Annotated in this window: 25 protein-coding genes; 14 read left to right on the top strand and 11 right to left on the bottom strand. The window is 68.1% G+C overall.

What is annotated here, in order from left to right:
- The first annotated feature begins 34 nt into the window (after positions 1-34).
- Genes DFLDMN_RS11755 through DFLDMN_RS11730 form a run of 6 tightly spaced genes read left to right on the top strand, consistent with a single transcriptional unit; the run spans position 35 to position 3,696 of the window.
- The gene (locus DFLDMN_RS11755; RefSeq protein ID WP_423195138.1) at positions 35-955 is read left to right on the top strand and encodes a hydroxymethylglutaryl-CoA lyase; all 921 of its coding nucleotides are present in this window, start codon (positions 35-37) and stop codon (positions 953-955) included.
- Positions 956-994: 39 nt separating this feature from the next.
- Complete coding sequence (locus DFLDMN_RS11750) at positions 995-1,513, top strand: YbaK/EbsC family protein (protein WP_423195137.1); 519 nt, start codon at positions 995-997, stop codon at positions 1,511-1,513.
- Positions 1,510-1,962 (top strand): thioesterase family protein, encoded by a 453-nt coding sequence (locus DFLDMN_RS11745; protein WP_423195136.1) that lies wholly within the window; start codon positions 1,510-1,512, stop codon positions 1,960-1,962. Before DFLDMN_RS11750 ends, DFLDMN_RS11745 begins: the two co-directional genes overlap by 4 nt.
- Position 1,963: 1 nt before the next feature.
- Positions 1,964-2,215 carry a DUF1289 domain-containing protein gene (locus DFLDMN_RS11740; RefSeq protein ID WP_423195135.1) on the top strand — a complete coding sequence of 84 codons (252 nt, stop codon included), beginning with the start codon at positions 1,964-1,966 and terminating at the stop codon, positions 2,213-2,215.
- Positions 2,212-3,129: an MBL fold metallo-hydrolase gene (locus DFLDMN_RS11735; protein ID WP_423195134.1), complete on the top strand. Its 918-nt coding sequence runs from the start codon at positions 2,212-2,214 to the stop codon at positions 3,127-3,129. Before DFLDMN_RS11740 ends, DFLDMN_RS11735 begins: the two co-directional genes overlap by 4 nt.
- Before the next feature lie 9 nt (positions 3,130-3,138).
- A complete protein-coding gene (locus tag DFLDMN_RS11730) occupies positions 3,139-3,696 on the top strand; it encodes a GNAT family N-acetyltransferase (RefSeq protein ID WP_423195133.1) in 558 nt (185 codons plus the stop codon).
- Here the strand turns inward: DFLDMN_RS11730 and DFLDMN_RS11725 are convergent.
- The 7 genes from DFLDMN_RS11725 to DFLDMN_RS11695 all read right to left on the bottom strand — a co-directional run bounded on the left by DFLDMN_RS11725 (position 3,693) and on the right by DFLDMN_RS11695 (position 11,212).
- Positions 3,693-3,824: a hypothetical protein gene (locus DFLDMN_RS11725; protein WP_423195132.1), complete on the bottom strand. Its 132-nt coding sequence runs from the start codon at positions 3,822-3,824 to the stop codon at positions 3,693-3,695. The genes DFLDMN_RS11730 and DFLDMN_RS11725 overlap by 4 nt on opposite strands.
- Before the next feature lie 77 nt (positions 3,825-3,901).
- The gene (locus DFLDMN_RS11720; RefSeq protein ID WP_423195131.1) at positions 3,902-6,157 is read right to left on the bottom strand and encodes a TonB-dependent receptor; all 2,256 of its coding nucleotides are present in this window, start codon (positions 6,155-6,157) and stop codon (positions 3,902-3,904) included.
- 92 nt (positions 6,158-6,249) lie between these two features.
- Positions 6,250-6,705, bottom strand: coding sequence for a hypothetical protein (locus tag DFLDMN_RS11715; protein ID WP_423195130.1), 456 nt, complete (start codon positions 6,703-6,705; stop codon positions 6,250-6,252).
- Positions 6,695-7,879 carry a GTP-binding protein gene (locus tag DFLDMN_RS11710; RefSeq protein ID WP_423195129.1) on the bottom strand — a complete coding sequence of 395 codons (1,185 nt, stop codon included), beginning with the start codon at positions 7,877-7,879 and terminating at the stop codon, positions 6,695-6,697. The genes DFLDMN_RS11715 and DFLDMN_RS11710 overlap by 11 nt, the downstream gene beginning before the upstream one ends.
- 280 nt (positions 7,880-8,159) lie before the next feature.
- A complete protein-coding gene (gene dksA / locus DFLDMN_RS11705; protein WP_008642844.1) occupies positions 8,160-8,579 on the bottom strand; it encodes an RNA polymerase-binding protein DksA in 420 nt (139 codons plus the stop codon).
- An 824-nt stretch (positions 8,580-9,403) separates the two neighbouring features.
- Complete coding sequence (locus DFLDMN_RS11700; RefSeq protein ID WP_423195128.1) at positions 9,404-10,501, bottom strand: CobW family GTP-binding protein; 1,098 nt, start codon at positions 10,499-10,501, stop codon at positions 9,404-9,406.
- 81 nt (positions 10,502-10,582) lie between these two features.
- Entirely contained in the window at positions 10,583-11,212 is a 630-nt protein-coding gene (locus DFLDMN_RS11695) for a Fur family transcriptional regulator (RefSeq protein ID WP_423195127.1), read from the bottom strand.
- A 312-nt stretch (positions 11,213-11,524) separates the two neighbouring features.
- Here DFLDMN_RS11695 and DFLDMN_RS11690 point away from each other — a divergent pair, with 312 nt between their 5' ends.
- The 4 genes from DFLDMN_RS11690 to DFLDMN_RS11675 all read left to right on the top strand — a co-directional run bounded on the left by DFLDMN_RS11690 (position 11,525) and on the right by DFLDMN_RS11675 (position 15,344).
- Positions 11,525-12,511, top strand: a complete 987-nt coding sequence (locus tag DFLDMN_RS11690; RefSeq protein WP_423198389.1) for a tripartite tricarboxylate transporter substrate-binding protein — start codon at positions 11,525-11,527, stop codon at positions 12,509-12,511.
- A 187-nt stretch (positions 12,512-12,698) separates the two neighbouring features.
- On the top strand, positions 12,699-13,235 hold the full coding sequence (gene hslV / locus DFLDMN_RS11685) for an ATP-dependent protease subunit HslV (RefSeq protein ID WP_423195126.1): 537 nt from the start codon (positions 12,699-12,701) through the stop codon (positions 13,233-13,235).
- 36 nt (positions 13,236-13,271) lie between these two features.
- Positions 13,272-14,603 carry an ATP-dependent protease ATPase subunit HslU gene (hslU, locus tag DFLDMN_RS11680; RefSeq protein WP_423195125.1) on the top strand — a complete coding sequence of 444 codons (1,332 nt, stop codon included), beginning with the start codon at positions 13,272-13,274 and terminating at the stop codon, positions 14,601-14,603.
- 384 nt (positions 14,604-14,987) lie between these two features.
- Entirely contained in the window at positions 14,988-15,344 is a 357-nt protein-coding gene (locus tag DFLDMN_RS11675; protein ID WP_423195124.1) for a hypothetical protein, read from the top strand.
- Between the two features lie 18 nt (positions 15,345-15,362).
- Here the strand turns inward: DFLDMN_RS11675 and DFLDMN_RS11670 are convergent, their stop codons facing one another.
- Complete coding sequence (locus DFLDMN_RS11670) at positions 15,363-15,971, bottom strand: response regulator transcription factor (RefSeq protein WP_423195123.1); 609 nt, start codon at positions 15,969-15,971, stop codon at positions 15,363-15,365.
- 14 nt (positions 15,972-15,985) lie between these two features.
- Complete coding sequence (locus DFLDMN_RS11665; protein WP_423198388.1) at positions 15,986-17,347, bottom strand: sensor histidine kinase; 1,362 nt, start codon at positions 17,345-17,347, stop codon at positions 15,986-15,988.
- 212 nt (positions 17,348-17,559) lie between these two features.
- On the opposite strand from DFLDMN_RS11665, the gene DFLDMN_RS11660 reads away from it, so the two are divergent.
- Positions 17,560-18,054, top strand: a complete 495-nt coding sequence (locus DFLDMN_RS11660) for a copper chaperone PCu(A)C (RefSeq protein WP_423195122.1) — start codon at positions 17,560-17,562, stop codon at positions 18,052-18,054.
- Positions 18,055-18,098: 44 nt separating this feature from the next.
- Here the strand turns inward: DFLDMN_RS11660 and DFLDMN_RS11655 are convergent, their stop codons facing one another.
- Both DFLDMN_RS11655 and DFLDMN_RS11650 read right to left on the bottom strand, forming a co-directional pair.
- Positions 18,099-19,040 (bottom strand): LysR family transcriptional regulator, encoded by a 942-nt coding sequence (locus tag DFLDMN_RS11655; protein WP_423195121.1) that lies wholly within the window; start codon positions 19,038-19,040, stop codon positions 18,099-18,101.
- Between the two features lie 90 nt (positions 19,041-19,130).
- Positions 19,131-19,367: a cysteine-rich CWC family protein gene (locus DFLDMN_RS11650; protein WP_423195120.1), complete on the bottom strand. Its 237-nt coding sequence runs from the start codon at positions 19,365-19,367 to the stop codon at positions 19,131-19,133.
- Between the two features lie 151 nt (positions 19,368-19,518).
- Here DFLDMN_RS11650 and argB point away from each other — a divergent pair, with 151 nt between their 5' ends.
- The 3 genes from argB (at position 19,519) to slmA (ending at position 22,352) form a co-directional block, all read left to right on the top strand.
- Positions 19,519-20,436 (top strand): acetylglutamate kinase, encoded by a 918-nt coding sequence (gene argB / locus DFLDMN_RS11645; protein ID WP_423195119.1) that lies wholly within the window; start codon positions 19,519-19,521, stop codon positions 20,434-20,436.
- A gap of 144 nt (positions 20,437-20,580) precedes the next feature.
- The gene (locus DFLDMN_RS11640) at positions 20,581-21,675 is read left to right on the top strand and encodes a pyrimidine 5'-nucleotidase (protein ID WP_423198387.1); all 1,095 of its coding nucleotides are present in this window, start codon (positions 20,581-20,583) and stop codon (positions 21,673-21,675) included.
- Complete coding sequence (slmA, locus tag DFLDMN_RS11635; RefSeq protein ID WP_423195118.1) at positions 21,672-22,352, top strand: nucleoid occlusion factor SlmA; 681 nt, start codon at positions 21,672-21,674, stop codon at positions 22,350-22,352. The genes DFLDMN_RS11640 and slmA overlap by 4 nt, the downstream gene beginning before the upstream one ends.
- The last annotated feature ends 310 nt before the right edge of the window (positions 22,353-22,662 follow it).

Below are 22,662 nucleotides of genomic sequence, written 5' to 3'. Positions count from 1 at the left end.
GGTACGCCGCGCCAGCCGCCATGAGGAGACAGAGATGAACCTGCCGCAATACGTGAAGATCGTCGAGGTGGGCCCGCGCGACGGCCTGCAGAACGAAAAGGCGATGGTGCCCACCGACGTCAAGGTGGCGCTGATCAACCAGTTGTCGGACGCGGGTTTCGTCAATATCGAGGCGGCCTCGTTCGTCTCGCCCAAGTGGGTGCCGCAAATGGCGGACGGCGCCGAGGTGATGGCGCGCATCCAGCGCCGGCCCGGCACGCTCTATTCGGTGCTGACGCCGAACCTGCGTGGCTTCGAGGGCGCGGTGGCATCCGGCGCCGATGAAGTGGTGATCTTCGGCGCCGCCAGCGAGGCGTTCTCGCAGAAGAACATCAACTGCTCGATCGCGGAATCGATTGCGCGCTTCGCGCCCGTGGCCGCCGCCGCCAAGGAGGCGGGCGTGCGCGTGCGCGGCAGCATCTCATGCTCGCTGGGCTGCCCTTACCAGGGCGAGGTGCCGGTGAGCGCGGTGGTCGACGTGGTGCGGCGCCTGCGCGAGCTTGGCTGCGACGAGATCGATATCGCCGACACGATCGGTGTGGGCACTCCGGGCAAGGTCCAGGACGTGTTGCGCGCGGCCGCCGCCGAGTTTCCGCTCGACCGCCTGTCCGGCCATTTCCACGACACCTATGGCCAGGCGCTGTCCAATATCCTGGCCAGCCTCGAGGTCGGCGTGGGCATCTTCCATGCTTCGGTCGCGGGGCTTGGCGGCTGCCCGTATGCCAAAGGCGCGACCGGCAACGTCGCCACCGAGGACGTGCTGTACATGCTGCACGGGCTTGGCCTGCACACCGGTATCGAGCTCGATGCGGTGGTGCGCGCCGGCGACTATATTTCGCAGGCGATCGGTCGCCCCAACAATTCGCGCGTGGGCAAGGCGCTGCTGACCAAGTGGGCCTCGGCGGGGTGCGCCTGAGCGCCGCGCGTCAAGACAGAACAGAAGGAGAAGCCAGACATGAGCCAGAACGATTCGCTCGCGACGACCATCACGCTGCCCGAGTCCGCCCAACGTGTAGCCGACCTGCTCGCCGGTATCGGCCACGACCGCCCGGTGGTGATGCTGCCGGCGACCGGCAAGACCTCGGCCGAGGCCGCGGCGGGGCTCGGTTGCAGCGTGGCCGAGATCGCCAAGTCGATCATCTTCCGGCGCGTGGCGGACGACGCGCCGGTGCTGGTGATCGCCAGCGGCAGCAACCGTGTCGACGAGACCAAGGTGGCGGCGCGCGTGGGCGCGCTCGGCAAGGCCGATGCGCGCTTCGTGCGCGAGAAGACCGGCTACGCGATCGGCGGCGTCTGCCCGATCGGCCATGCGGTTGCACCGGTGATGCTGCTCGACCAGGACCTGTTCCGCTACGACAGCGTGTGGGCCGCGGCGGGCCATCCGCATGCCGTGTTCAACCTGACCCCGCAGCAGTTGCAGGCGATGACTGGCGCCGAAGTCGCCGATGTGGCGCAGGCGGGAGCGGCGGCATGAGCGCGGGTCTTGCGCCCCGGGGCGTGGACGCGCTGCGCCCCGGCCTCACCTTTTCGTGGCAATACGTGGTGCCGGCCAAGGCCACCGTGCCCAACCTCTATGACGACGTGCCGGGCTGCGCCGAGATGCCCGACGTGCTGGCCACCGGCTACATGGTGGGCATCATGGAATGCGCCTGCCTGCAGATGCTGCGCGACTATCTCGACTGGCCGCGCCAGCAGTCGCTCGGCACGCTCGTCAATTTTACGCACCTGGCCGCCACGCCGGCCGGCATGGCGATTACCGTCAAGGGTGAACTGATTGCCGTGGAAGGCCGCAAGCTGCGTTTCGCGCTGACCGCGTGGGATGGCGAGGACAAGATCTCCGAGGGTGTGCACGAACGCCATCTGATCGACGCGGCGCGCTTCAACGACAAGGTCGCGGCCAAGGCCGCGCGCATGGCGGGCTGACATGGCGCTGCCCGGCACGCGTACGCCCGCCGAACTTGCCCGCGCCGCGCGCGCGGCGCAGACCGCGGTGCCGGTGCCTTCGCCATGCATCAATGTGTGCCGCATGGACGCCGCCACCGGCTACTGCGAAGGTTGCCTGCGTACCATCGGGGAGATCGCGGCCTGGTCGCAGGCCGACGATGCCGAGCGGCGCCGCATCTGGGCGCAACTGCCGGCGCGCGGTCCGGCGCTGTGCGATGGAGGCACGCCGTGAGCGCGCCGTTGCCGCCGTCGTTACGCGTGTTCGAGCGCGGCTGGCTGTCCGCCAACAACGTGCTGGTGGTCGACGACGAGGCCGCCACGCTGATCGATACCGGCTACGTCACGCACGCGCCGCAGACCGTGGCGCTGGTGGACGCGGCGCTCGCGGGGCGGCCGCTGGACGCCGTCGTCAATACCCATCTGCATTCCGACCATTGCGGCGGCAACGCCGCGCTGCAGATGCGCTGGCAGCCGCGCACGCTGATTCCGGCGGCCGAGGCTGGCGCGGTGGCGGCGTGGGACGAGGAGATGCTGAGCTTTCGCGCCACCGGCCAGCAATGCGCGCGCTTTGCCTTCGACGGCGTGCTGCACGATGGCGACCGCCTGCGCCTGGGGAATCTCGACTGGGAGGTGGTGGCGGCGCCCGGACACGATCCGCATGCGGTCATGCTGTTCGCGCCGGAAGCGGGCGTGCTGATCTCCGGCGATGCGCTATGGGAGAACGGTTTCGGCGTGATCTTTCCCGAGCTCGACGGCGAAAGCGGCTTTGCCGAACAGGCCGCCGTGCTCGACCGCATTGCGGCGCTCGACGCGCGCATCGTGATTCCGGGCCATGGCGCGGTATTCACCGATATCGCGGCCGCCATCGCGCGCGCCCGCGGGCGGCTCGACTATCTGCGCGCGGATCCGCTGCGCAATGCGACGCATGCGGTCAAGGTGCTGGTCAAGTTCAAGCTGCTGGAGCAGCAGTGCATGACGCAGGCGGCGCTGCGCGCCTGGCTGGCGCAGACACCGCTGATGTCGCGCATCCGCGCCCGCTATCTGCCGGCGTCGACGCTCGATCAGCTCTATGACGACACGCTGCGGGGCCTCGCCCGCGTGGGCGCGCTCGCGCTCGATGGCGAGCACGTGCTGAACCGGGACTGAGCCATGCCGATGCCGCCGCTGCGAGGCAAGACATTCATGCTGCGGCCGTATCGGGCCGGCGACGCGTCGCAACTGGTCACCGCGGTGCGCGAGTCGATGGCCACGGTCGGCGTCTGGATGCCGTGGGCCCACGCCGACTACGACCTGTATGACGCGCACGAGTGGCTGGCGCGCTGCGCGGCCAACATGGAAGACGGCGTGGCGTTCGATATCGGCGTGTTTTCGCCCGACGGCGCCGTGCTCTATGGCGGCGTGGCGATCAACCAGATCCGGCGCGAGGACAATCTCGGCAATCTTGGCTACTGGATCCGCCAGTCGCGCCAGCGGCACGGCTTTGCCGCGGGTGCGGCCACGATGATGGCGTGCCATGGCTTCCATGGCCTTGGCCTGACGCGGCTCGAGGTGGTGGCCGCCGAGCGCAACCTGCCGAGCCGCGCGGTGGCGGAGAAGATCGGCGCGCAATTCGAATGCATTGCGCGCAACCGGCTGATCCTGCAAGGGCGACCGGTGGCGGCGGCGGTCTACTCGCTGGTGCCGGAGTCGTTCGCGGCGACCCGGGTCAACTAGACCGCGCGCGTCGGGCACGCCGGGCGCGTGGCGCGCTCCCGCAGGCGGAAGCGCGCCATCGCCAGCACCATCGCCCGCACCATGGCCGCAACGTTGTTATCGCTACGCTGGCGTTCCGGCCCACGCATGGCTACGCACGCACCCGCTTACGCGTCGCCGGGTACGCCTCGTCGCTTACGCCTCGTCGCTACGCGGCGCGACCGCCTCAGAAGGCGGTGCGGAACCCGATCCGCACGCTGCGCCCGGGCAGCGGCGCGATATCGCGCAGGATCGAGGTCGCGCTGCGCGCTTCCGTGTTGGTCAGGTTGTCCCCGCGCAAATACACCAGCGTCTGCGTGCGCGACACCTTGAACTTGTACGTCAACGCCACGCCCAGCATGGTGTAGGCATCGCTCGGCGTATCGTCGGTCGGCACGCGGCTCTGGCGCGCATACCAGTCGACATTGACGCGCGCGCCCCACGGGCCCGCACCGTACACCAGCGAGCCGCCCAGGCGCAGCGGCGACAGCCGCGGCAGCGCTTCGCCGGTATCGCGGTTCTCGCCGTGCACGTAGTCGGCGCGTGCCTCGAAGTCGAGCGTATCGCTGGTGGTCAGCAGCTTCTGCAACAGGCGGGTCTTGCCCTCGGCCTCGAAGCCCCACAGCGTGGCGGGCACGCCCAGGTACTGGAACTCGGGCAGCGCGCCATTGCCGGCCGGCACCACGTTGCCTTCCTCGTCGCGGAACTGGCCCGAGTTGATCAGCGCCAGGTAGTTCTGGAAGCGGCTGTAGTAGCCCGTCACGCTCGCGCTGTGCGGCCCCTGGTTGAAGCGCATGCCGAGGTCGATCGAGGTGGCGCGCTCCTTGTTCGCGTTGGGGTCGCCGACTTCGAAGGTGCCCGTGGCCAGGTGCGGCCCGTTGGCGTAGAGCTCATAGAACGTTGGTGCGCGCTCGGTGTACGACAGGTTGGAGGTGAACGACCATGCCGGCGTGAGCTTGTAGAGCAGGCCGGCCGAGGCGCTGCCCGCGTTGAAGCTGCGCTCGGCATTGCTGAAGCGGTCGTTGCCGTCCGCGCTCGCCTTCACGTTGCTGTGGTCGAGGCGGCCGCCCAGGTTGAGCTTGAGATCGCCCGAGGCGGTCAGCGGCAGTTCCTCGAACACGAAGACGGCCGCGTTCTCGGTGGTCGTGCTCGGCACGAACGCTTCCTCGCCGAGCGCGGAGAAGTCGGTATGGCCGAACTGCGTGCCGATCACGCCCGACATGTTGCCGATCCTGGCGTGTCTGGCCTCGATACGCGCGTCCCAGCCGTGGTTCTTGAAGGTGGTGCCGGTCTCGCCGTCCTCGATTTCGCGGTGCTCGTAGTCGGTGTAGCTGAAATTGCCTTTTACCGACTCGAACAGGCCACCGGTCACGCTGGTCAGGTTGCGTGCCTCGCCGGCCAGCGCAAAGCGGTCCTGGCGCAGCTTGATGCGCGAATCGGCTTCCGCGGGCGTGCCATAGTCGTTGCGATAGGTCGAGTAGTCGGCGCCGACGTAGCCATCGGCCCAGGTATAAGAACCGCCCATCGCGCCGCCTTCCTGGTGCGCGTTGGTATTCGGGATATGGCCAAAGCTCTCGTTCTCGCCCTCGGGCAACGGCTGCGTGGCACGCAGGTTGCCGCTGCGGGCAAAGCCCGGAATCTTGAGGTCGCTGGTCTGACGCACGAATGCGTCGGCATGGACCGCGAACTTGCCGTTGCCGGCCTCGATCAGGCCGCTCGCGTTGCGGCCCTTGTCGCCACCGATGGTGGCGCTGGTGTCGACCGCGCCTGACACACCGGTGATCGGGTCCTTGGGAATGCGGTTGTCGATCACGTTGACCACCCCGCCGAGCGCGTTGCCGCCGTACATCAGCGCGGCCGGACCGCGTACCACCTCGATGCTCTCCGCCACCAGCGGGTCGATCGGCACCGCGTGGTCATACGACAGCGTGGAAGCATCGAGCGTGGAGCCGCCGTTCTGCAGCACCTTGATGCGATCGGCATCGAGGCCACGGATGATCGGCCGGCTGGCGTTGGGGCCGAAGTAGCTCGACGACACGCCGGGCAGGTTGTTCAGCGTTTCGCCGAGCGTGCTGTCGGCACGCACCGTGAGCGCATCGCCCCCGAGCGTGGAGACCGGCGCGACCAGATCGTTGAGGTCGCTGCCGAGCGGATTGGCGGTGACCACCACGGCTTTCAGCACCGGCGGCTGCGCGGCGGCGGTTGGCGCTGCGTTGGCGGGGGCCGCGTTGGTGGTGAGCGCGTTGGTGGTGGGCGCGGTGGAGGCCGCCCCTGTGGCTGTACCCGTCGCGCCGGCCGACGCCGCGGGCTGGGCCGCCGGGGCCGCCGGGCGAGTCGGGGCGGGTGCCGCATCCTGGGCAAAGGCATGCGTGGAGACGAGCAGGGCGGCAACGGCCGCGGCCGGCGTGCGACGCGCCGGCAGAAGGAATTTGAAGTGAGACATGGCTCGCGATTCGGGAAAGGCAAGCGCGCAGGCAGCGGGTGCCGGCACGCGGAACGGACGGGCGCGCGGTCATGACCGCGGCTCGTGGGTTGTCAGGCGAACGCGAGCGGCGCCGGTGGGGCGCGCGAATGGAAGGGGTGGCGGGAGGGAAGGTCGGGCCAGCGCCAGGCCAGGCTGGCGGGCTTGACGGGTTTGCCAAAGCGCAGCAGCGGCAGGGCCGGCGTGCCGAAGTGGGTATGGGCCAGCGTGGCGCCATCGAACAGCACGCAGGAATGCGCACCGAGCTTGAGGGCGAACGGATCGCCATGGTGATCCTGTGCGCCGCTGGCGCCAACGGCGCTGATGCCGCCACTGGCGTCGCCATCGGTGGCGATATCGGTGCCGGGGGCGGTGGCCACCAGCGGCACATTGAGCAGCCCGCCATGCACCACGCGGTGGGTCAGGCCGGCATGCTGCGCCAGCAGCAGGCACACCATCAGCCACAGCGCGCCCCACGGGCTCAGGCCGCGGGCACGCCGGCGCGCGAGCGCGTTACGCTTAGTGGTCATGCCCGCACGCGCACGGCCCCTCGCCGTCATGGTGGTGGTGGTCGTCGTGGTGGTGGTGATGATGGTCATGATCGTGACCATCGTCGAAGGCATCGTCCCAGGCCGGGAACGGATCGGCGCAGGCCGCCCACGCGGCCGGACCCGCCGCCATTTCGGCATCGGTGAGCAGGCACGCGTCCAGCCGCGCCGTCAGCGCGGCGACATCGAGCGCGCGCCCGAGCAGCACCAGCTCCTGGCGGCGGTCGCCGTACGGGCCTTCCATCTCGGCCTCGATCGCCGCGCGCGCGGCGTCGTCCTGCGGCCATTCGGCGCGATCGAGCGCCGCCCACCACGCGCCCGCGCCACCGTGACGGCACACGCCGCCCGCCTGGGCCCAGTCGCCGGCGATCTCCATGCGCGTCGCCAGCCAGAACACGCCCTTCGAGCGCAGCACGTCGCCATACTCGCGCAGCCATTCGGTGTGGATCAGGTCGGCAAAGCGTTGGGGATGGAATGGCCGGCGCCGGCGGTACGTCAGCGCGCCCAGGCCGGCGGCGGTAGCGGCGGCCGGCAGCGGGTCCCCGCGCAGGGCGGCCTGCCAGCCGGCGGCGGCAAAGGTCGCGTCGGCGTCGAAGCGACCGGTGGCAAGTATCCGTTCGGCCGAGACCGCGCCGAAGTAGGCGTCGACGATATCGGCCCGGGGATTGAGCGCCTGCAGCATGGCGCGCACGCGCACCAGCGTTTCGCCATCCACCTGGTCGGCATGATTGAGCACGATTACGTCGCAGCCTTCGATCTGGTCGACGAGCACATCGACCACGGTGCGGTCATCGTCGTCGGACTCGGCCAGCGCGCGATCCGACAGGAAATCGGCATCGTGCCAGTCCTGCGGCAGGCGTGCCGCGTCGACCACTGTCACCAGCGTGTCGAGCCGCAGCGGCAGCGCGGCGTGCGCGTCCTCGAAGGCGAACAGTTCGGCCAGCGCAATCGGTTCGGCGGTGGCCACGGTCTCCACGATGGCGGCATCGTGCTGGCCGCCGCGGGCCAGTTCGGCGAGCCTGTCCAGCAGGTCCGGACCGTCGACGAGCGCCGCCACGCGCCGGCCACCCGCGTGGGCAAGCACATGATTCAGCAGCGTGGTCTTGCCGGCACCGGCAAAGCCGGAGAGCACGGTAACGGGCAGGCGTTCGGCCATGGGGGCGGACGGTGATTGCAACAAAGTTGCGACTGTAGCAGAAAGGGGGCTGCGGCGACAGTCACGGGTTGCGCTTCACCATGGTAGGACGTGGCAGGGTGGCGACACAATGCGCATGCGGGAAGACGCAAGACGCGCCGCGGCTGCCGCGCGGGCCGATGATGCAACCGCCCCGGCGTGTAACCGGTGTCGCGCGCAAACCAGCGGCCGCGGCATAAACGCCGGTATAAACAAAAGCGGCCCGGGATAACCGGGCCGTTTGCGCTGAAGCGGGCGGGGCTCAGTCCCCGAACAGCTTCTGGCGCAGTTCGCGGCGCTGCTGCGCCTCAAGCGACAGCGTTGCCGTCGGGCGGGCCAGCAGGCGCGGCACGCCGATCGGCTCGCCGGTCTCCTCGCACCAGCCGTAGTCGCCGGATTCGATGCGCTGCAGCGACTGCTCGACCTTCTTCAGCAGCTTGCGTTCGCGATCGCGCGTGCGCAGTTCCAGCGCATGCTCTTCCTCGATCGTCGCCCGATCCGCCGGGTCCGGCACAATGACCGTTTCGCGCAGATGTTCGGTGGTCTGGTCGGCGTTCTTGAGAATTTCGTCGCGAAGCTGCTCAAGGCGATTCTTGAAAAAGGCCAGCTGCGCCTCGTTCATGTAATCCTTGTCGCTCATCTTCAGGATTTCAGCTTCAGTCAGAAGTTTGTTGCTGCTCATGGTTGCTGCTGATTCTCTTGTTGATCCGACCGGCGGCGTCTCCGTCCGCTCGGGTGCGGTGGCCGTCCGCTTGCGCGGCGTGGCCGTTTCACTCTGGCTGGCTGCAGTCTTGCTGCTTCGCGTGCCTCCCTTGGCCTCCCCCGCCTCGGCCTGCGCCGTACTGCCGCGTGGAGCTGGCGCGTCCTTCTCCGTCTGCGCCTTCAGCTTCTCCGCCGCGGCACTGCCCGTCTTGCTGCGGCTTTCCTTGGTTTTTGTTGCGGCTGTCATGGGGACACCTCTCTCTCGCGTCGATCAAGTAACGGCGAACGGCGCGTGTCGGGGTCGTACCCCCGGAGCGTACCCCAAGCGGAGGGCGGTCTCCGCACGAAGCACTGCGACCGCGCCTGCCGGCGGCCCGCCTCGTGTCGACGACGACCCGCCGCACTGCCCTGCTACCACTGCAACTTTACTGCGGCGTGACTGCCGTGGTTACCCGCATTTACCACCGGTCAACCACCAGACCAGCTAACCACGGCGATATCCACGGCGATAACCACACCGGTAACGACCTTCGGCGACCTGCCGCGAATCCGGTGCGCCTGGCAATGGCCAGTCACAACCCAGCACCGGCACGGGAAAAAGGTGCGTCGCCCGTATCAAATCCGGCCTATTGTACTTGAACAAATTTTAAGGAGATATGGGAGAAAGCCGGACACGCACACAGGAATTTTTCCCGGTGGCCCCGGCCAGGGGCGGGGCAGGAAGGGGCAGGCGGGGGGTAAGAGGGCGGCAGGCGAAATCAGGGGAGGGCCGCCCCCGCGGTAACCGGGGGGCGGCTCGCGCACTCAGGCGAGACAGGACTCCAGGCCCTTGAGGATGGCGTCGCGCGGCAGGTCCACGCCGATAAAGACCATTTTGGTGCCCGGCGTCTCGTCGCCCCACTTGGCGCCGATGTCGCTGCCCATCAGCTGGTGCACGCCCTGGAACACGACCTTGCGGTCCACCCCGTCCATAAAGAGCACGCCCTTGTAGCGCAGCAGCTTCTCGCCGTAGACCGACAGGATGCCGGACAGGAATTCCTCGAGCTTGCCGTAATGGAACGGCTTGTCGCTGCGGAAGACGAACGAGGCGATGCGGTCGGTGTGGTGGTGGTGATGATGGTGGTCGTGCGCGTGGCCGTGGCCGCAGTGCTCGTCGTGCACGTGATCGTGGTCGCAGTGCTCGCCATGCGCGTGGTCGTGCCCGTGGTCGTGATCGTGATCGTGATCGTGGTCGTGATCCTCGGCGCGCAGGAAGTCCGGATCGATCTCGAGCTTCTCGTTGAGATTGAAGCCGCGCAGGTCGAAGATCGTATCGATCGGGGCCTCGCCGAAATGCGCGGTGCGGATCGGCGCGCGCGGGTTCATGTGGAGCAGGCGGTGGCGCAACTCTGCCACTGCGTTTTCCTCGACCAGGTCGGCCTTGGTGATGAAGATGGCATCGGCAAAGCCGACCTGGCGCTGCGCTTCCTCCTGCTTGTCGAGCTGCAGGTTGGCATGCTTGGCATCGACCAGCGTGATCACCGCATCCAGCAGATAACGCGAGGCGATTTCCTCGTCCATGAAGAACGTCTGCGCCACCGGGCCGGGGTTGGCCACGCCGGTGGTCTCGATCACCACGCGGTCGAAGTCGAACTCGCCCGCGTCGCGGCGCGTCAGCAGGTCGGAGAGCGCCTGCACCAGGTCACCGCGGATGGTGCAGCAGATGCAGCCGTTGCTCATCTGCACGATCTGCTCGCGGCCGTCCTGCACGAGGATCTCGTTGTCGATGTTCTCCTCGCCGAATTCGTTCTCGATGACGGCGATCTTCATGCCGTGCTGCTCGTTGAGAATGCGCTTGAGCAGCGTGGTCTTGCCGCTGCCGAGGAAGCCGGTCAGGATCGTGACCGGGGTCAGTTTGGACATATCGTTCTCCGGGGAAAGAGGGGGCTGCCAGCGCTGTCTGTTCCTGGTGCCATGTATTGTGGGTATGCCGTGGACCTGCCGTCAGTGCGCCTGATGGCCGCCGCCGGCCTTGGGCCGTCGCGCCGCGCTGCCGGCGGGCGCCCCGCATTCCGCGCATATGCCGTTGACGGTGAGCTCCACGTGTTCCACCGCAAAACCGCTCGGCACCTTCGGCGTGGCCACGCGCGGCGGCGTGCCGGCGGCCTCCAGGCAGAAGGTGCGGTCGCAGCGCAGGCAATGAAAGTGGCTGTGCTGGCGATGGACTTCCGCGCGCGCGGCCTCGTGCTCGCGCAGGCTGAAGCGGAACACGCGATCGTTGCCGGCACGCTTCTGCGCGATGCCCTGGTCGACGAGCCAGTCGAGCACGCGGTAGACCGTGACGCGGTCCACGCCGTCGGCTTCGCCGGACAGGCCGTCGATCACGGCCTGGTGCGTCATCGCCTCGTCGCTGCCGATCAGGCAGGCGAGGATGGCCACGCGCGGTTGCGTCACGCGCGCGCCAAGCAGCCGCAGACGGGCCTGGGCGGCTTCCTGCGCGGACAGCACCGCCGTCGCATCGGACGTCGATGCGGCAGGCGTCGATGCGGCAGACGGCGACGCGGCAGGCTTCGATGTAGCCGCGGAAGCCCCGGCGGCCGGGGCGACCGAGGGATGCGAGGGGGGACGGGTCATGCGGGGCATTTAACCATACGCCCCCTGCCGTTGCAATTCAGTTGCGCAAACCGCGGCGGGCCGAAGGGTGATTTTCATGTGCGTTTCTCGCGGGTTAACCCCCCTACCTGCGCGTTGTTCGCGGCGGCTAACATCCACCTCCGACTCCGCCTGTAGGCGGGGCGGGTGACCGCCTTCCACCCATACATTTTGCCGATGGTCAGCGTGCCAAGCCGATATGGATGGCACGAACGGAAAGATCCGCAGACACGCGGGCGTCCGCGGCAAGCGGCGGCACCCCGGTACACATGGGCAGGGAAACAGGAGAGCATGATGAAACGAGTTGCAGTGCATTTCGCGGCCGCACTGGCTGTTGCAGGCGTGGTGGCATCGACGGGAGCCATCGCGGACGAATATCCGGGCAGCAAGCCCGTGCAGGCTGTCGTGCCGTTCGCGGCGGGCGGTCCCACCGACAAGGTTGCGCGTGAGCTCACGCAGATCATGTCGAAGCACCTCGGTGCGACCATCGTGATCGAGAACCTGGGCGGCGCCGGCGGTACCATCGGCGCCAAGAAGGTGGCCCAGTCCAAGGGCGATGGCTACACCATCCTGATTCACCACATCGGCATGTCCACCGCGCCGGCGCTGTATCGCAACCTCGGCTTCGATCCGCTCAAGGACTTCGAGATGGTAGGCGAGATCGCCGACGTGCCGATGGTGATGGTCGGCAACAAGAACCTGCCGCCCGCCACGTTCAAGGAACTGGTGCCATACATCAAGGCCAACGCCAGCAAGATGTCGCTGGCCAACGCCGGCATCGGTTCGGCCTCGCACCTGTGTGGCCTGCTGTTCCAGACCGCGATCCAGACCGAACTCACCACGGTGCCGTACAAGGGCACCGCGCCGGCGCTGACCGACGTGCTGGGCGGCCAGGTCAACCTGATGTGCGACCAGACCACCAATATCGCAGGCCAGCTGAAGGCGGGCTCGCTCAAACCGTACGCGGCCATGCAGTCGCGCCGCGTGGAAGCGTTCAAGGACATCCCGACGGCGGCCGAGCAGGGCATGCCGGGCGTGGAAGTGAAGATCTGGCACGCGATGTACGCCCCGAAGGGCACGCCGAAGCCGGTCATCGACAAGCTGTCGGCGGCGCTGCAGAAGGCTGTGTCGGACCCCAATTTCCGCGCCAAGATGGCGGAACTGGGTGCCGAAGCCGTGCCGGCCCAGCGCGCCACGCCCGATTCGCTGCGCACGTTCCTCGCCTCGGAAATCAACAAGTGGACGCCGGTCATCAAGAAGGCGGGGGTGTACGCCGACTGAGGCTTGCCCACCGCCACGGCCAGCCGGCAGTGCCGCTGGCCGCGGCAGGACGATCGACGCAGAAAGGCCACGCCGCAGGGCGTGGCCTTTTTGTTTGCGTGCCCCGGTCTATATTGGGAATTCCGCGCCCCTTGAAAGCCGCGCCGGTGGCGCCACCTACCAAGCCGACAGACACCAAAGAGGCACCATGGAACAGTATCACGGCACTACCATCGTCAGCGTCCGTCGCGGCAACCAGGTCGCGCTGGGCGGTGATGGTCAGGTCACTCTCGGCAATATCGTCATGAAAGGTACGGCGCGCAAGGTGCGCCGCATCTACAACGGCAAGGTCCTGGTCGGCTTTGCCGGCAGCACCGCCGATGCGTTCTCGCTGCTCGACCGCTTCGAGGCCAAGCTCGAGAAATACCAGGGCAATCTCACCCGTGCCGCCGTGGATCTCGCCAAGGACTGGCGCTCGGACCGCGCGCTGCGCCGGCTCGAGGCCATGCTGATCACGGCCGACCGGGACACCACGCTGGTGATTACCGGCAACGGCGACGTGCTCGACCCGGAAGGCGGCATCGCGGCCATCGGCTCGGGCGGCGCCTATGCGCAGTCCGCCGCCAAGGCGCTGATCGAGAACACCGAACTCTCGCCCCGGGACGTGGTCGAGAAATCGCTGGGCATCGCTGGCGAGCTCTGCATCTACACGAACACCAATTTCGTCATCGAGACGCTCGAATAAGCGCGTCTCCATCGAGGTCGCACAGAACGGATTCTCATGTCTCATACCATGACCCCCTCGGAAATCGTTTCCGAACTCGACAAGCACATCATCGGCCAGAACAAGGCCAAGAAGGCCGTGGCCGTGGCGCTGCGCAACCGCTGGCGCCGCCAGCAGGTACAGGAGCCGCTGCGCCAGGAAATCACGCCGAAGAACATTCTCATGATCGGTCCGACCGGCGTCGGCAAGACCGAGATCGCGCGCCGCCTGGCCAAGCTGGCGGATGCGCCCTTCATCAAGATCGAGGCGACCAAGTTCACCGAAGTGGGCTACGTCGGCCGCGACGTGGACACCATCGTGCGCGACCTCGCCGAGATGGCGGTCAAGCAGACGCGCGAATCGGAAATGAAGAAGGTACGCACCAAAGCCGAGGATGCCGCCGAGGACCGGCTGCTCGACGTGCTGCTGCCGCCGCCGCGCGATATCGGCTTTGCCCAGAGCGAGGACAAGGATTCGAACACGCGCCAGGTCTTCCGCAAGAAGCTGCGCGAGGGCCAGCTCGACGACAAGGACATCGAGCTCGAAGTGGCCGCCGGCGCGCCCAGCATGGACATCATGGGGCCGCCGGGCATGGAGGACATGACCGAGCAGATCCGCTCGATGTTCGCCGGCCTCGGCCAGGGCAAGAAGCTGCGGCGCAAGATGAAGGTCAAGGAAGCGTTCAAGCTGCTGATCGACGAAGAGGCCGCGAAGCTCGTCAACGAAGAGGAGCTCAAGCACAAGGCCATTGCCAACGTCGAGCAGAACGGCATCGTGTTTCTCGACGAGATCGACAAGATTGCCAGCCGCAGCGAGCTCGGTGGCGGCGAGGTGTCGCGCCAGGGGGTGCAGCGCGACCTGCTGCCGCTGGTGGAGGGCACCACGGTGAATACCAAGTACGGCATGATCCGGACCGACCATATCCTGTTCATCGCGTCGGGGGCGTTCCACCTGTCCAAGCCGAGCGACCTGATTCCCGAGCTGCAGGGGCGCTTCCCGATCCGCGTGGAACTGGAATCGCTGTCGGTGCAGGACTTCGAGGCCATCCTCACGCAGACCGATGCGAGCCTGACCAAGCAGTACCAGGCGCTGCTCGCGACCGAGGAAGTCGAGCTCAAGTTCGCGCCCGACGGCATTCGCCGCCTCGCGGAGATCGCGTTTTCGGTCAACGAGAAGGTCGAGAACATCGGCGCGCGCCGCCTGTACACGGTGATGGAGCGCCTGCTGGAGGACCTGTCGTTCCACGCGACCCGGTCGGCAGGCGAAACCGTGACGATCGACGCGGCCTATGTCGACGAACGCCTCGGCGATCTGGCCGGCAACGAGGATCTGTCGCGCTACGTGCTGTGACGCATCGGTGCGCAGCCCGCTCCCGCCCCGGCGGGAGCGGGCTGGTATGGCGGCGGTTGATGTGCTGATCTCCCTCCCACGCGGTCGCTCGCCCTCACGTCCGCCTTCCGCCCTTCCACCCCTTCGCCCTTCCACCCCTTCGCTCTTCCACCCTTTCGCTCTTCCACCCTTCCGCCCCTCCGTGATTCCTACAGCGGCCGGCATTGCCGGATCGCCTCGTGTGCGTCCCAAAGCCACGAGACTGCCGCGCATCCGTAAGCTTCGTTAAATTTGGTAAGTCCGCTGGCGCGTGTCCCCCGCCAGATGAGACGCTTGCGCGACTTTGTTTCGAGCGTCGACGGGAGCGATCCGGCATCCCGTCGAGATGACTCCGGGGAGCTTTCCATGTCGCGCAATCTCTTCTTCAAACGGAATCAGGTGAGGACCCATCGGGTCGCCCTGGCGACTGCCGCGCTGCTCGGCGCTTTGACCGCGGCCACGGTGTTTCTGTGCGTGCGGCCCGCGCTCAAGCCCGCTGCCGCCGCCACCATGCCGCAGGCCGCGGTGGGGCAGTCCGGCGCGCCCGACCCGCAACGGGCGGGGTCGGGCGACGACGCGAGCATGGCCAGCATGGCGCTGGAATCGGGCAAGCTCGTGACGCTGGCCGACCGGCATGCGAGCGATGCGATGCGCATGGCGGCCGAAGGCACCGGCGCCGCGCACGACGACCTGGGCTGGGACTACGTGCAGCTGCGCCTGTAAGCGCGGCCCTCCCTGCCCTCAGCGCGAGACCGGCCGCTTGCCGAGCTTGCGCTGCAGCGTGCGCCGGTGCATGTTGAGCGCGCGCGCGGTGGCCGAGATATTGCCACCGTGCTCGGTGAGCACGCGCTGGATATGCTCCCATTCGAGCCGTGCCACCGAGAGCGGCACCGGCTCTTCCAGCGCCGCCTCGGCGGCGTCTTCCGACACGCCCGCCATCAGCGCGGTCAGAATCGAATCCACATTGGCCGGCTTGGCCAGATACTCGTCCGCCCCTTGCTTGACCGCCGCCACCGCGGTGGCGATGCTCGCATAGCCGGTCAGCACCAGGATGCGCGCATCGGGCAGCGCCGTGCGCAATGGCGCCACCAGGTGCAGTCCGGACTCGGCGGCCGCCGTGCCGCCGGCGTCGGGCGGCGGGCCGAGGTGCAGGTCGAGCGTGACGTAAGCAAACGCCGTACGGGTCGCCAGCGCCAGCGCGTCGGCACTGTTATGCGCAACCTGTACCGCATAACCGCGCCGCGTAAGCGCGCGCGACAGCGTGCCGGCAAAGACTTCATCGTCGTCGATCACAAGAAACGGCGTGCCGGCGGGAGGCGCGGCGGGGGTAATGATCGGAGCGTCGGTCATGGCGGTTCGGCGTGTCAGGCGGGTCGGGAGAGAGGTTCGGGCGCGGGCGTGCCTACGTTGGCCAGCGGCAGGCGCAGCTCGGCCACGGTGCCACCGCCGGGATGGTCGTGCCAGGCCAGCGCGCCGCCGAGCTGGCGTGCGGCGCTCTGTGCAAGATACAGGCCGATGCCTTGCCCGCCGTGGCGGCTTGCGACCGGCGCCTCGCCGAGCCGCGCGCGCAAGGCGGGCGGAATGCCGCTGCCGCGATCCATCACGCGGCACGACAGCAGGGGCACGCCCTGGTCTTGCGCGAGGGTCACTTCCAGGCGCAACGGCGCGGGCGGCGGCATCGCGTTGCCGGGCACCTGCTGGCTGCGTGCGGCGTTGTCGAGCAGGATGGTCAGGATCTGGCCCACGCGCGCCGCCTCGACCGCCTGCGCACCCGCCTCCGGGCTGGCCACCGCCCGCAGGCTGGCCTGCGGGTGGCGCAACTGCCAGCGCTCGGCAAACGCGGCCAGCCAGGTATCGATGCGTTCCGGTGCCAGCGTGGCGTGATCCTCGCGCAGGCGAGCCAGGATCGAGCGACACAGTTCGAGCTGCTGCTCCATCGTGCGCAGGTCGGGCAGGTAGTCGGCAATCGCGGTGGTACCGCGTCCGCCGGCGCCCTCGCCACCGTCGGCGGCATCGGCGCGCAGCTCGCCCACGATGACCGCGAGCGTGGCCAGCGGGGTGCCGATTTCGTGCGCAACGGCCGCCGCCTGGTTGTTGAGCGCCTCCACGCGCGCCTCGCGCAGCAACTGCTCGCGTGCCTGGTTCAGCTCGGCATCGCGCTGGCGCAGCACGCCCGATAGCCGCGCCACGAAGAACGCGATCATCACGGCGCTGGCGACGAAATTGAGCCACATGCCCGCCAGGTGGTAGTTGACGGCGTTATCGGGGTTATGCAGGTGCAACGGCACGTACTCGAGCAGCAGCAGCGAATAGCAGGCCAGCGCATAGAGCGCGAGCGCGGCCACCATCCGCCACGGCAGGATCGCCGCGGCGATCGCCAGGCCTGGCAGGTAGAACGAGACGAACGGGTTGGTGGCGCCACCGGTGTAGAACAGGATTGCCGAAAGCGCCGTGAGGTCGACCATCATCTGCGCCATCAGTTCGCCATCGGCCGGCATGGCGTTGCGCGCGGAGAGTTTGCGCAGGCGGTAGGCGGTGATCAGGTTGAACAGCGCCTGCAGCGCGAACAGCAGCAGCAACGGCTGGTACGGCAGGATGATGCCGGCCACCACCTCGCACGACACCAGCAGCAGCGCCTGGCCGGCCAGCAGTGCCCAGCGCAGCCGCGACAGCCGCCGCAGGCTGACCAGGCCGTGACGCTCCGGCACCGCGCCGGGCGCGGCGATGGATGAGGCCGGGTGGGCATCGAAGAGAGGACCGAAGAGAGCGGGCAGCACGGACAGTGGCAGGATCGCTGCGGGCAGCGGGGACGGAATGCCGCGAGTGTAGCAATGTCGTCGCCACGGCGGTCTCATTGGCCCTCGCGTGCGACACCGTGCCGCATTCTGGCGCGACGCCCCATGGTCTAATGTGTGCTTTCCCTGGAGAGACCCTGAAGATGCAAGCTTACCGCCGCGCGGCCCGTCGGACCGCCTCGATTTCCGCCCTGGCCCTGGTTGCCGCCCTGGCCAGCGGTGCTGCGCTTGCGCAAGTCGACGTCAGCAACGCATGGGTGCGTGGCACCGTGCCCACGCAGACCGCCTCCGGTGCGTTCATGACGCTGCATGCGCATAGCCCCGGCAAACTGCTGGGCGTGTCGTCGCCGGTCGGCACGGCCGAGATCCACGAGATGAAGATGGAAAACAACGTGATGCGCATGCGGCCGGTGCAGTCGGTGGATCTGCCGGCCATGCAGAACGTCGACCTCAAGCCAGGCGGCTATCACGTGATGCTGCTCGACCTCAAGTCGCAGCTCAAGCCCGGCGACAAGGTGCCGCTGGTGCTCAAGATCGAGCAGGGCGGCAAGGTCACCGAGCAGCGGGTCACCGCCGAAGTGCGCAGCCTGACCGCGCCGGCCGGGGCCGCGCCGGCACCGGCCGACCACAAGCACTGATCCGCGCGCGCGGGGGCGCCCCGCAGCTCCAGGCGGCACGCGCGTCAGCCGCGCAGGCTGATCGGCGCTTCCGTGGCGGGCTCCGCCGCGCGCGCGGCCTGCACCACGCGCTCGCGCAGCCAGGTATGGCCGGGGTCGGCCTCGGCGCGGTCGTGCCACAGCATCGCGCAGGTGAAATCGGGCACGCCGAACGGCGGCGCAAAGATCGCAAAGCGGGCATCGCCCTCGATCGCGGCCAGCGTACGGCGCGCCGTGGTGAGAACCAGGTTGGTGCCGCCGATCAGCGCCGTCCCCACGCTCCAGTGCGGCACCGTGCAGGCTATCTTGCGGCGGCCGCCCAGCTTCGCCACCGCCGCATCGATCGCATCGGACCGCTCGCTCGGGCTCGCCACCAGCACATGCGAGCGCGCCAGGTACGCCACCTGGTCGAGCCGCCCGCTGTCGCGCACGGTGGCGGCATCGACCACGCACGCATAGCCATCGTCGAACAGCTCGGTCTCGCGCACGCCCTCGGGCCGGTACGGGAACACGCCGATGGCGAGGTCGACCTCGCCGTCCGCCACCTGCGCGGTCATCGACTCGCGGCTGCCCTGCGACACCGCCAGGTCGATATTGGGCGCCGCCTTGCGCAATGCGCGCAGCAACTGGGGCAGGAGCGTCAGCGCGCCGTAGTCGGACATCGCCAGGCGGAAGGTACGGCGCGCGGTGGAGGGCTGGAATCCGCTCGGTCCGAGCAGGATGCGCACCTGCGCCAGCGCTTCCGCCAGCGGCCCGGCCAGTTCGTGGGCGCGCGGCGTCAGCACCAGGCCGCCCTGGCCACGCACCAGCAGCGGATCGTCGAGCAACTGGCGCAGCCGTCCGAGCGAATGGCTGACCGCCGGCTGGCTCAGTTGCAGCCGCAGCGCCGCGCGCGAGATATGGCGCTCCGCCAGCAGGGCCTCCAGCACCACCAGCAGATTCAGGTCGATTCCACGCAGGCTATTCATCGGATGAATGTCGATTAAGAACTTTTTGATTTTGACATTCGTCGGGGAAATTTTCCAGCGATGGGTGCGGACTTGGCCCGCACGGGGATCTCAGGCGTGGCCTGTGCGCCGCTCGCGCAGGCAGTCGGGACACAGGCAATGCTGGTCCGGCTCGATCTCGCTGGCGGGCAGAAACGGCTGCTGCGCGCACCAGCATTCGGTCAGGCCGGCCACGTAGCCGCACACGAAGGCGGCGCCGCAGCGGCTGCAGCGTTCGGCGCGACGAGCCCGCGCTCCATCGGCCGGTTCATCCGCTTGATCATCTGCTTGTTGCGCGGGATCGGTCATGGCATCACCTCTGCATGGTCGTGCTGGTCTGCAAAACTGATCTTGCTTTAAAATCGGCGCCTGCCACGGCCGCCGCTGCCCTGTCCGGGCCGCGGCGGTTTTGCCATCATACCTGTTGATACCTGTTGAATCACACGGAAGTCCTCCAGCCATGACCGACGATCATCCCGGGCCCGCCACTACCTCGATTGCCGCCATCGCCCCCGCGCTGAAAGCGGAAATCCTGGCCGAGGCATTGCCCTATATCCGCAAATTCCACGGCAAGACCATCGTCGTCAAGTACGGCGGCAATGCGATGACCGAGGAGAAGCTCAAGCACGGCTTTGCACGCGACGTGATCCTGTTGAAGCTGGTGGGCATGAACCCGGTCGTGGTACACGGCGGCGGCCCGCAGATCGACGACGCGCTGCGCAAGATCGGCAAGGTTGGCACCTTCGTGCAGGGCATGCGCGTGACCGACGAGGAAACCATGGAAGTGGTCGAGTGGGTGCTCGGCGGCGAGGTCCAGCAGGACATCGTGATGCTGATCAACCAGTACGGCGGCCAGGCCGTGGGCCTGACCGGCAAGGACGGCGGCCTGATCCGCGCACGCCGCCTGCAGATGCCGGACCGCGAGAATCCCGGCGCCTTCCTCGATATCGGCTTTGTGGGCGACATCGAGGCGATCAACCCGGCCGTGGTGCGCGCGCTGCAGGACGACGCGTTCATCCCGGTGATCTCGCCGATCGGCTTCTCCGACGACGGCCAGGCCTACAACATCAACGCCGATGTGGTGGCCGGCAAGATGGCCGAGATCCTCAAGGCCGAAAAGCTGGTCATGATGACCAATATCCCGGGTGTGATGGACAAGAAGGGCAACCTGCTGACCGACCTGTCCGCGCGCGAGATCGAGGAACTGTTCGCCGATGGCACCATCTCGGGCGGCATGCTGCCGAAGATCTCGTCGGCGTTGGACGCGGCCAAGAGCGGCGTCAATTCCGTCCACATCATCGACGGGCGCATCGAGCATTCGTTGCTGCTGGAAATCCTGACCGAACAGGCGTTCGGCACGCTGATCCGCTCGCACTGAGCCCGCCCACGGGAGCGGTGCGGCCGCGCATACCTCGCCCGGCCGCCTGCCCATCGCCGCTCCCGTTCTCTCCTCGCAGTCCTTCTTCCTTCCGCCGGCGTGCAGCAACGACATCCCATTTTGCCCACCGCGCGGCGCAGCCAGCTGCGCACGCCGGCCAGCGGTCCGCGCCTGGCCCGGCGCATCGTGCGACGTCCCGCCGGCAATCTCGGCGGCGCCACGGTGTGGCTGTTCGATCTCGACAACACGCTGCACGATGCTTCCCACGCGATCTTTCCGGCCATCAACCGGCAGATGACCGCCTATGTGGCGGAGGTGCTCGATACCGATCTCGACACCGCCAGCCGGGTGCGTGTTGATTATTGGCAACGGTATGGGGCGACGTTGCTGGGTATGATCCGGCATCATGGCGTGGATCCCGACGACTTCCTGCGCGCCGCGCACGACTTTCCGCAACTGGCCGACATGGTGCGCGTGCAGCGCGGGCTCGCGGCGCACCTGCGACGGCTGCCGGGCCGCAAGATCCTCGTCACCAACGCGCCGCGCGCCTACGCGCGCGCGGTCATGGCGATTGCCGGCATCGACCGGCTGTTCGAGCGCGTGATCGCCATCGAGGACATGTGGGTGCACGGCCATCTGCGGCCCAAGCCGGACCGGCGCATGCTGCGCCGGCTGCTGGCGCGGGCGAAGGTGCCGGCGCACCGGGCGGTGCTGGTGGAGGACACCGTGTCGCATCTCAAGTACTACGCGGGCACCGGCATCCGGACCGCCTGGCTGACTGGCCATCTGCGCACGCTGGCGCCGTCGCGCCCGCACCCGGCAAGCGGCGCCGGGGCCGATGCGGCCACGCGCTCGACGCTGGCGGCGGAAGACCGCCGCCACGCGGGCCACGCGGCGCAGGAGCGCTCGGTCGTGCTGGTCGCCGCCGAGAACCAGGTGCCCCCCGTGCGGGGGGAGGCGGTGACCGCTGCCGGGACTACCCCCGGGACTACCCCGGGGACTACCCCCGGGACCGACCCTGGGACCGACCCTGGGACCGACCCTGGGACCGACCCTGGGACCGACCCTGGGACCGACCCGGCGCGGAGCACGGCCGCGACCGATGTCCGCGCGCCACAGTCTCAGCCCGATTCGGCGCCCCGGGTACGCGCCCGGGTGGTGAATCGACCCGGATATGTGAACATAAAAGTACAATCGTTGGATCAACTCATAAAACAATCCATGGGAATCGGGTCATGAATCAAACCATCGCACAACACGCGGGGGCTCCCGCGGCAGGCTCCGACGGGGGGGCTGGCCTCGCCGAACCGGAAGCGGGGACGGACGGGACGTCTCCACGCAAGCGGCCGCGCCCGGGCGAGCGCCGTATCCAGATCCTGCAGACGCTCGCCGGCATGCTCGAACATCCGCGCGGGGAAAAGATCACCACTGCGGCACTGGCCGCGCGACTGTCGGTGTCCGAGGCGGCGCTGTATCGGCACTTCGCCAGCAAGGCGCAGATGTTCGAGGGCCTGATCGCGTTTATCGAGCAGAGCGTGTTTGGCCTGATCAACCAGATCACGATGCAGGAAGAACACGGCTTGCGCCAGGCGCAGGCGATCGTGCGCATGCTGTTGTCGTTTGCCGAGAAGAATCCGGGCATGACGCGCGTGCTGACCGGCGAAGCGCTCGTGGGCGAGCACGAGCGGCTGCAGGAGCGCATCAACCAGGTGGTCGACCGCATCGAGGCCTCGCTGCGGCAGTGCCTCAAGGTGGCGGTGACGCAGGCCGCGTTCCCGGCCGACGCCGATATCCCGGTGCGTGCCGCGCTGGTGATGGCGTCGGTGCAGGGCCACTGGCATCGCTACGCGAAGAGCGGCTTCCGCAAGCTGCCGGGCGAATACATCGACGGTCAGCTGCGCGTGCTGCTGGGCTGAGTCCCACGCACGTCACCGCGTTGGGGGCACCGCCCCCCACAGCACATTCGCGAGTTGCACTATAATGGCCGCGTCGCGCCGATTTGAAGACTGGCTTGCGGGCGCGCGGCAGTGAAGTCCTGACCGGGAATTTCCCTGTGGAATGTCCCCACGGAATGTCCTCGGGTCGGGTTCGACGCTGCCAATATAAATGCGGCTAAAGAGGTTGGTCGGTGCCTCGCGAACATGGAAGTCCATGGCAGGCATCGGCGCGCGGAACTCCGCATCAGCCCGATTTGGCCGCGTTGCAATGACGCATCGCCAGTCGGGT

The organism is Cupriavidus sp. H19C3, from assembly GCF_049393815.1.
Taxonomy (GTDB): Bacteria; Pseudomonadota; Gammaproteobacteria; order Burkholderiales; family Burkholderiaceae; genus Cupriavidus.
Note: the sequence above shows the minus strand (reverse complement) of the source record. Positions and strands in the feature narration are given on the sequence as shown.

Bases quoted from the DNA above. Each gene is read 5' to 3' on its own strand.
- DFLDMN_RS11730 (WP_423195133.1), top strand. From the start codon at position 3,139: ATGCCGCCGCTGCGAGGCAAGACATTCATGCTGCGGCCGTATCGGGCC.
- DFLDMN_RS11650 (WP_423195120.1), bottom strand. From the start codon at position 19,367: ATGACCGATCCCGCGCAACAAGCAGATGATCAAGCGGATGAACCGGCC.
- DFLDMN_RS11740 (WP_423195135.1), top strand. From the start codon at position 1,964: ATGGCGCTGCCCGGCACGCGTACGCCCGCCGAACTTGCCCGCGCCGCG.
- DFLDMN_RS11715 (WP_423195130.1), bottom strand. From the start codon at position 6,705: ATGACCACTAAGCGTAACGCGCTCGCGCGCCGGCGTGCCCGCGGCCTG.
- DFLDMN_RS11720 (WP_423195131.1), bottom strand. From the start codon at position 6,157: ATGTCTCACTTCAAATTCCTTCTGCCGGCGCGTCGCACGCCGGCCGCG.
- hslU (WP_423195125.1), top strand. From the start codon at position 13,272: ATGTCTCATACCATGACCCCCTCGGAAATCGTTTCCGAACTCGACAAG.
- DFLDMN_RS11675 (WP_423195124.1), top strand. From the start codon at position 14,988: ATGTCGCGCAATCTCTTCTTCAAACGGAATCAGGTGAGGACCCATCGG.
- argB (WP_423195119.1), top strand. From the start codon at position 19,519: ATGACCGACGATCATCCCGGGCCCGCCACTACCTCGATTGCCGCCATC.
- slmA (WP_423195118.1), top strand. From the start codon at position 21,672: ATGAATCAAACCATCGCACAACACGCGGGGGCTCCCGCGGCAGGCTCC.
- DFLDMN_RS11670 (WP_423195123.1), bottom strand. From the start codon at position 15,971: ATGACCGACGCTCCGATCATTACCCCCGCCGCGCCTCCCGCCGGCACG.
- DFLDMN_RS11725 (WP_423195132.1), bottom strand. From the start codon at position 3,824: ATGCGTGGGCCGGAACGCCAGCGTAGCGATAACAACGTTGCGGCCATG.
- DFLDMN_RS11655 (WP_423195121.1), bottom strand. From the start codon at position 19,040: ATGAATAGCCTGCGTGGAATCGACCTGAATCTGCTGGTGGTGCTGGAG.
- DFLDMN_RS11700 (WP_423195128.1), bottom strand. From the start codon at position 10,501: ATGTCCAAACTGACCCCGGTCACGATCCTGACCGGCTTCCTCGGCAGC.
- DFLDMN_RS11690 (WP_423198389.1), top strand. From the start codon at position 11,525: ATGAAACGAGTTGCAGTGCATTTCGCGGCCGCACTGGCTGTTGCAGGC.
- DFLDMN_RS11755 (WP_423195138.1), top strand. From the start codon at position 35: ATGAACCTGCCGCAATACGTGAAGATCGTCGAGGTGGGCCCGCGCGAC.
- DFLDMN_RS11710 (WP_423195129.1), bottom strand. From the start codon at position 7,879: ATGGCCGAACGCCTGCCCGTTACCGTGCTCTCCGGCTTTGCCGGTGCC.
- DFLDMN_RS11750 (WP_423195137.1), top strand. From the start codon at position 995: ATGAGCCAGAACGATTCGCTCGCGACGACCATCACGCTGCCCGAGTCC.
- dksA (WP_008642844.1), bottom strand. From the start codon at position 8,579: ATGAGCAGCAACAAACTTCTGACTGAAGCTGAAATCCTGAAGATGAGC.
- DFLDMN_RS11660 (WP_423195122.1), top strand. From the start codon at position 17,560: ATGCAAGCTTACCGCCGCGCGGCCCGTCGGACCGCCTCGATTTCCGCC.
- hslV (WP_423195126.1), top strand. From the start codon at position 12,699: ATGGAACAGTATCACGGCACTACCATCGTCAGCGTCCGTCGCGGCAAC.
- DFLDMN_RS11695 (WP_423195127.1), bottom strand. From the start codon at position 11,212: ATGACCCGTCCCCCCTCGCATCCCTCGGTCGCCCCGGCCGCCGGGGCT.
- DFLDMN_RS11745 (WP_423195136.1), top strand. From the start codon at position 1,510: ATGAGCGCGGGTCTTGCGCCCCGGGGCGTGGACGCGCTGCGCCCCGGC.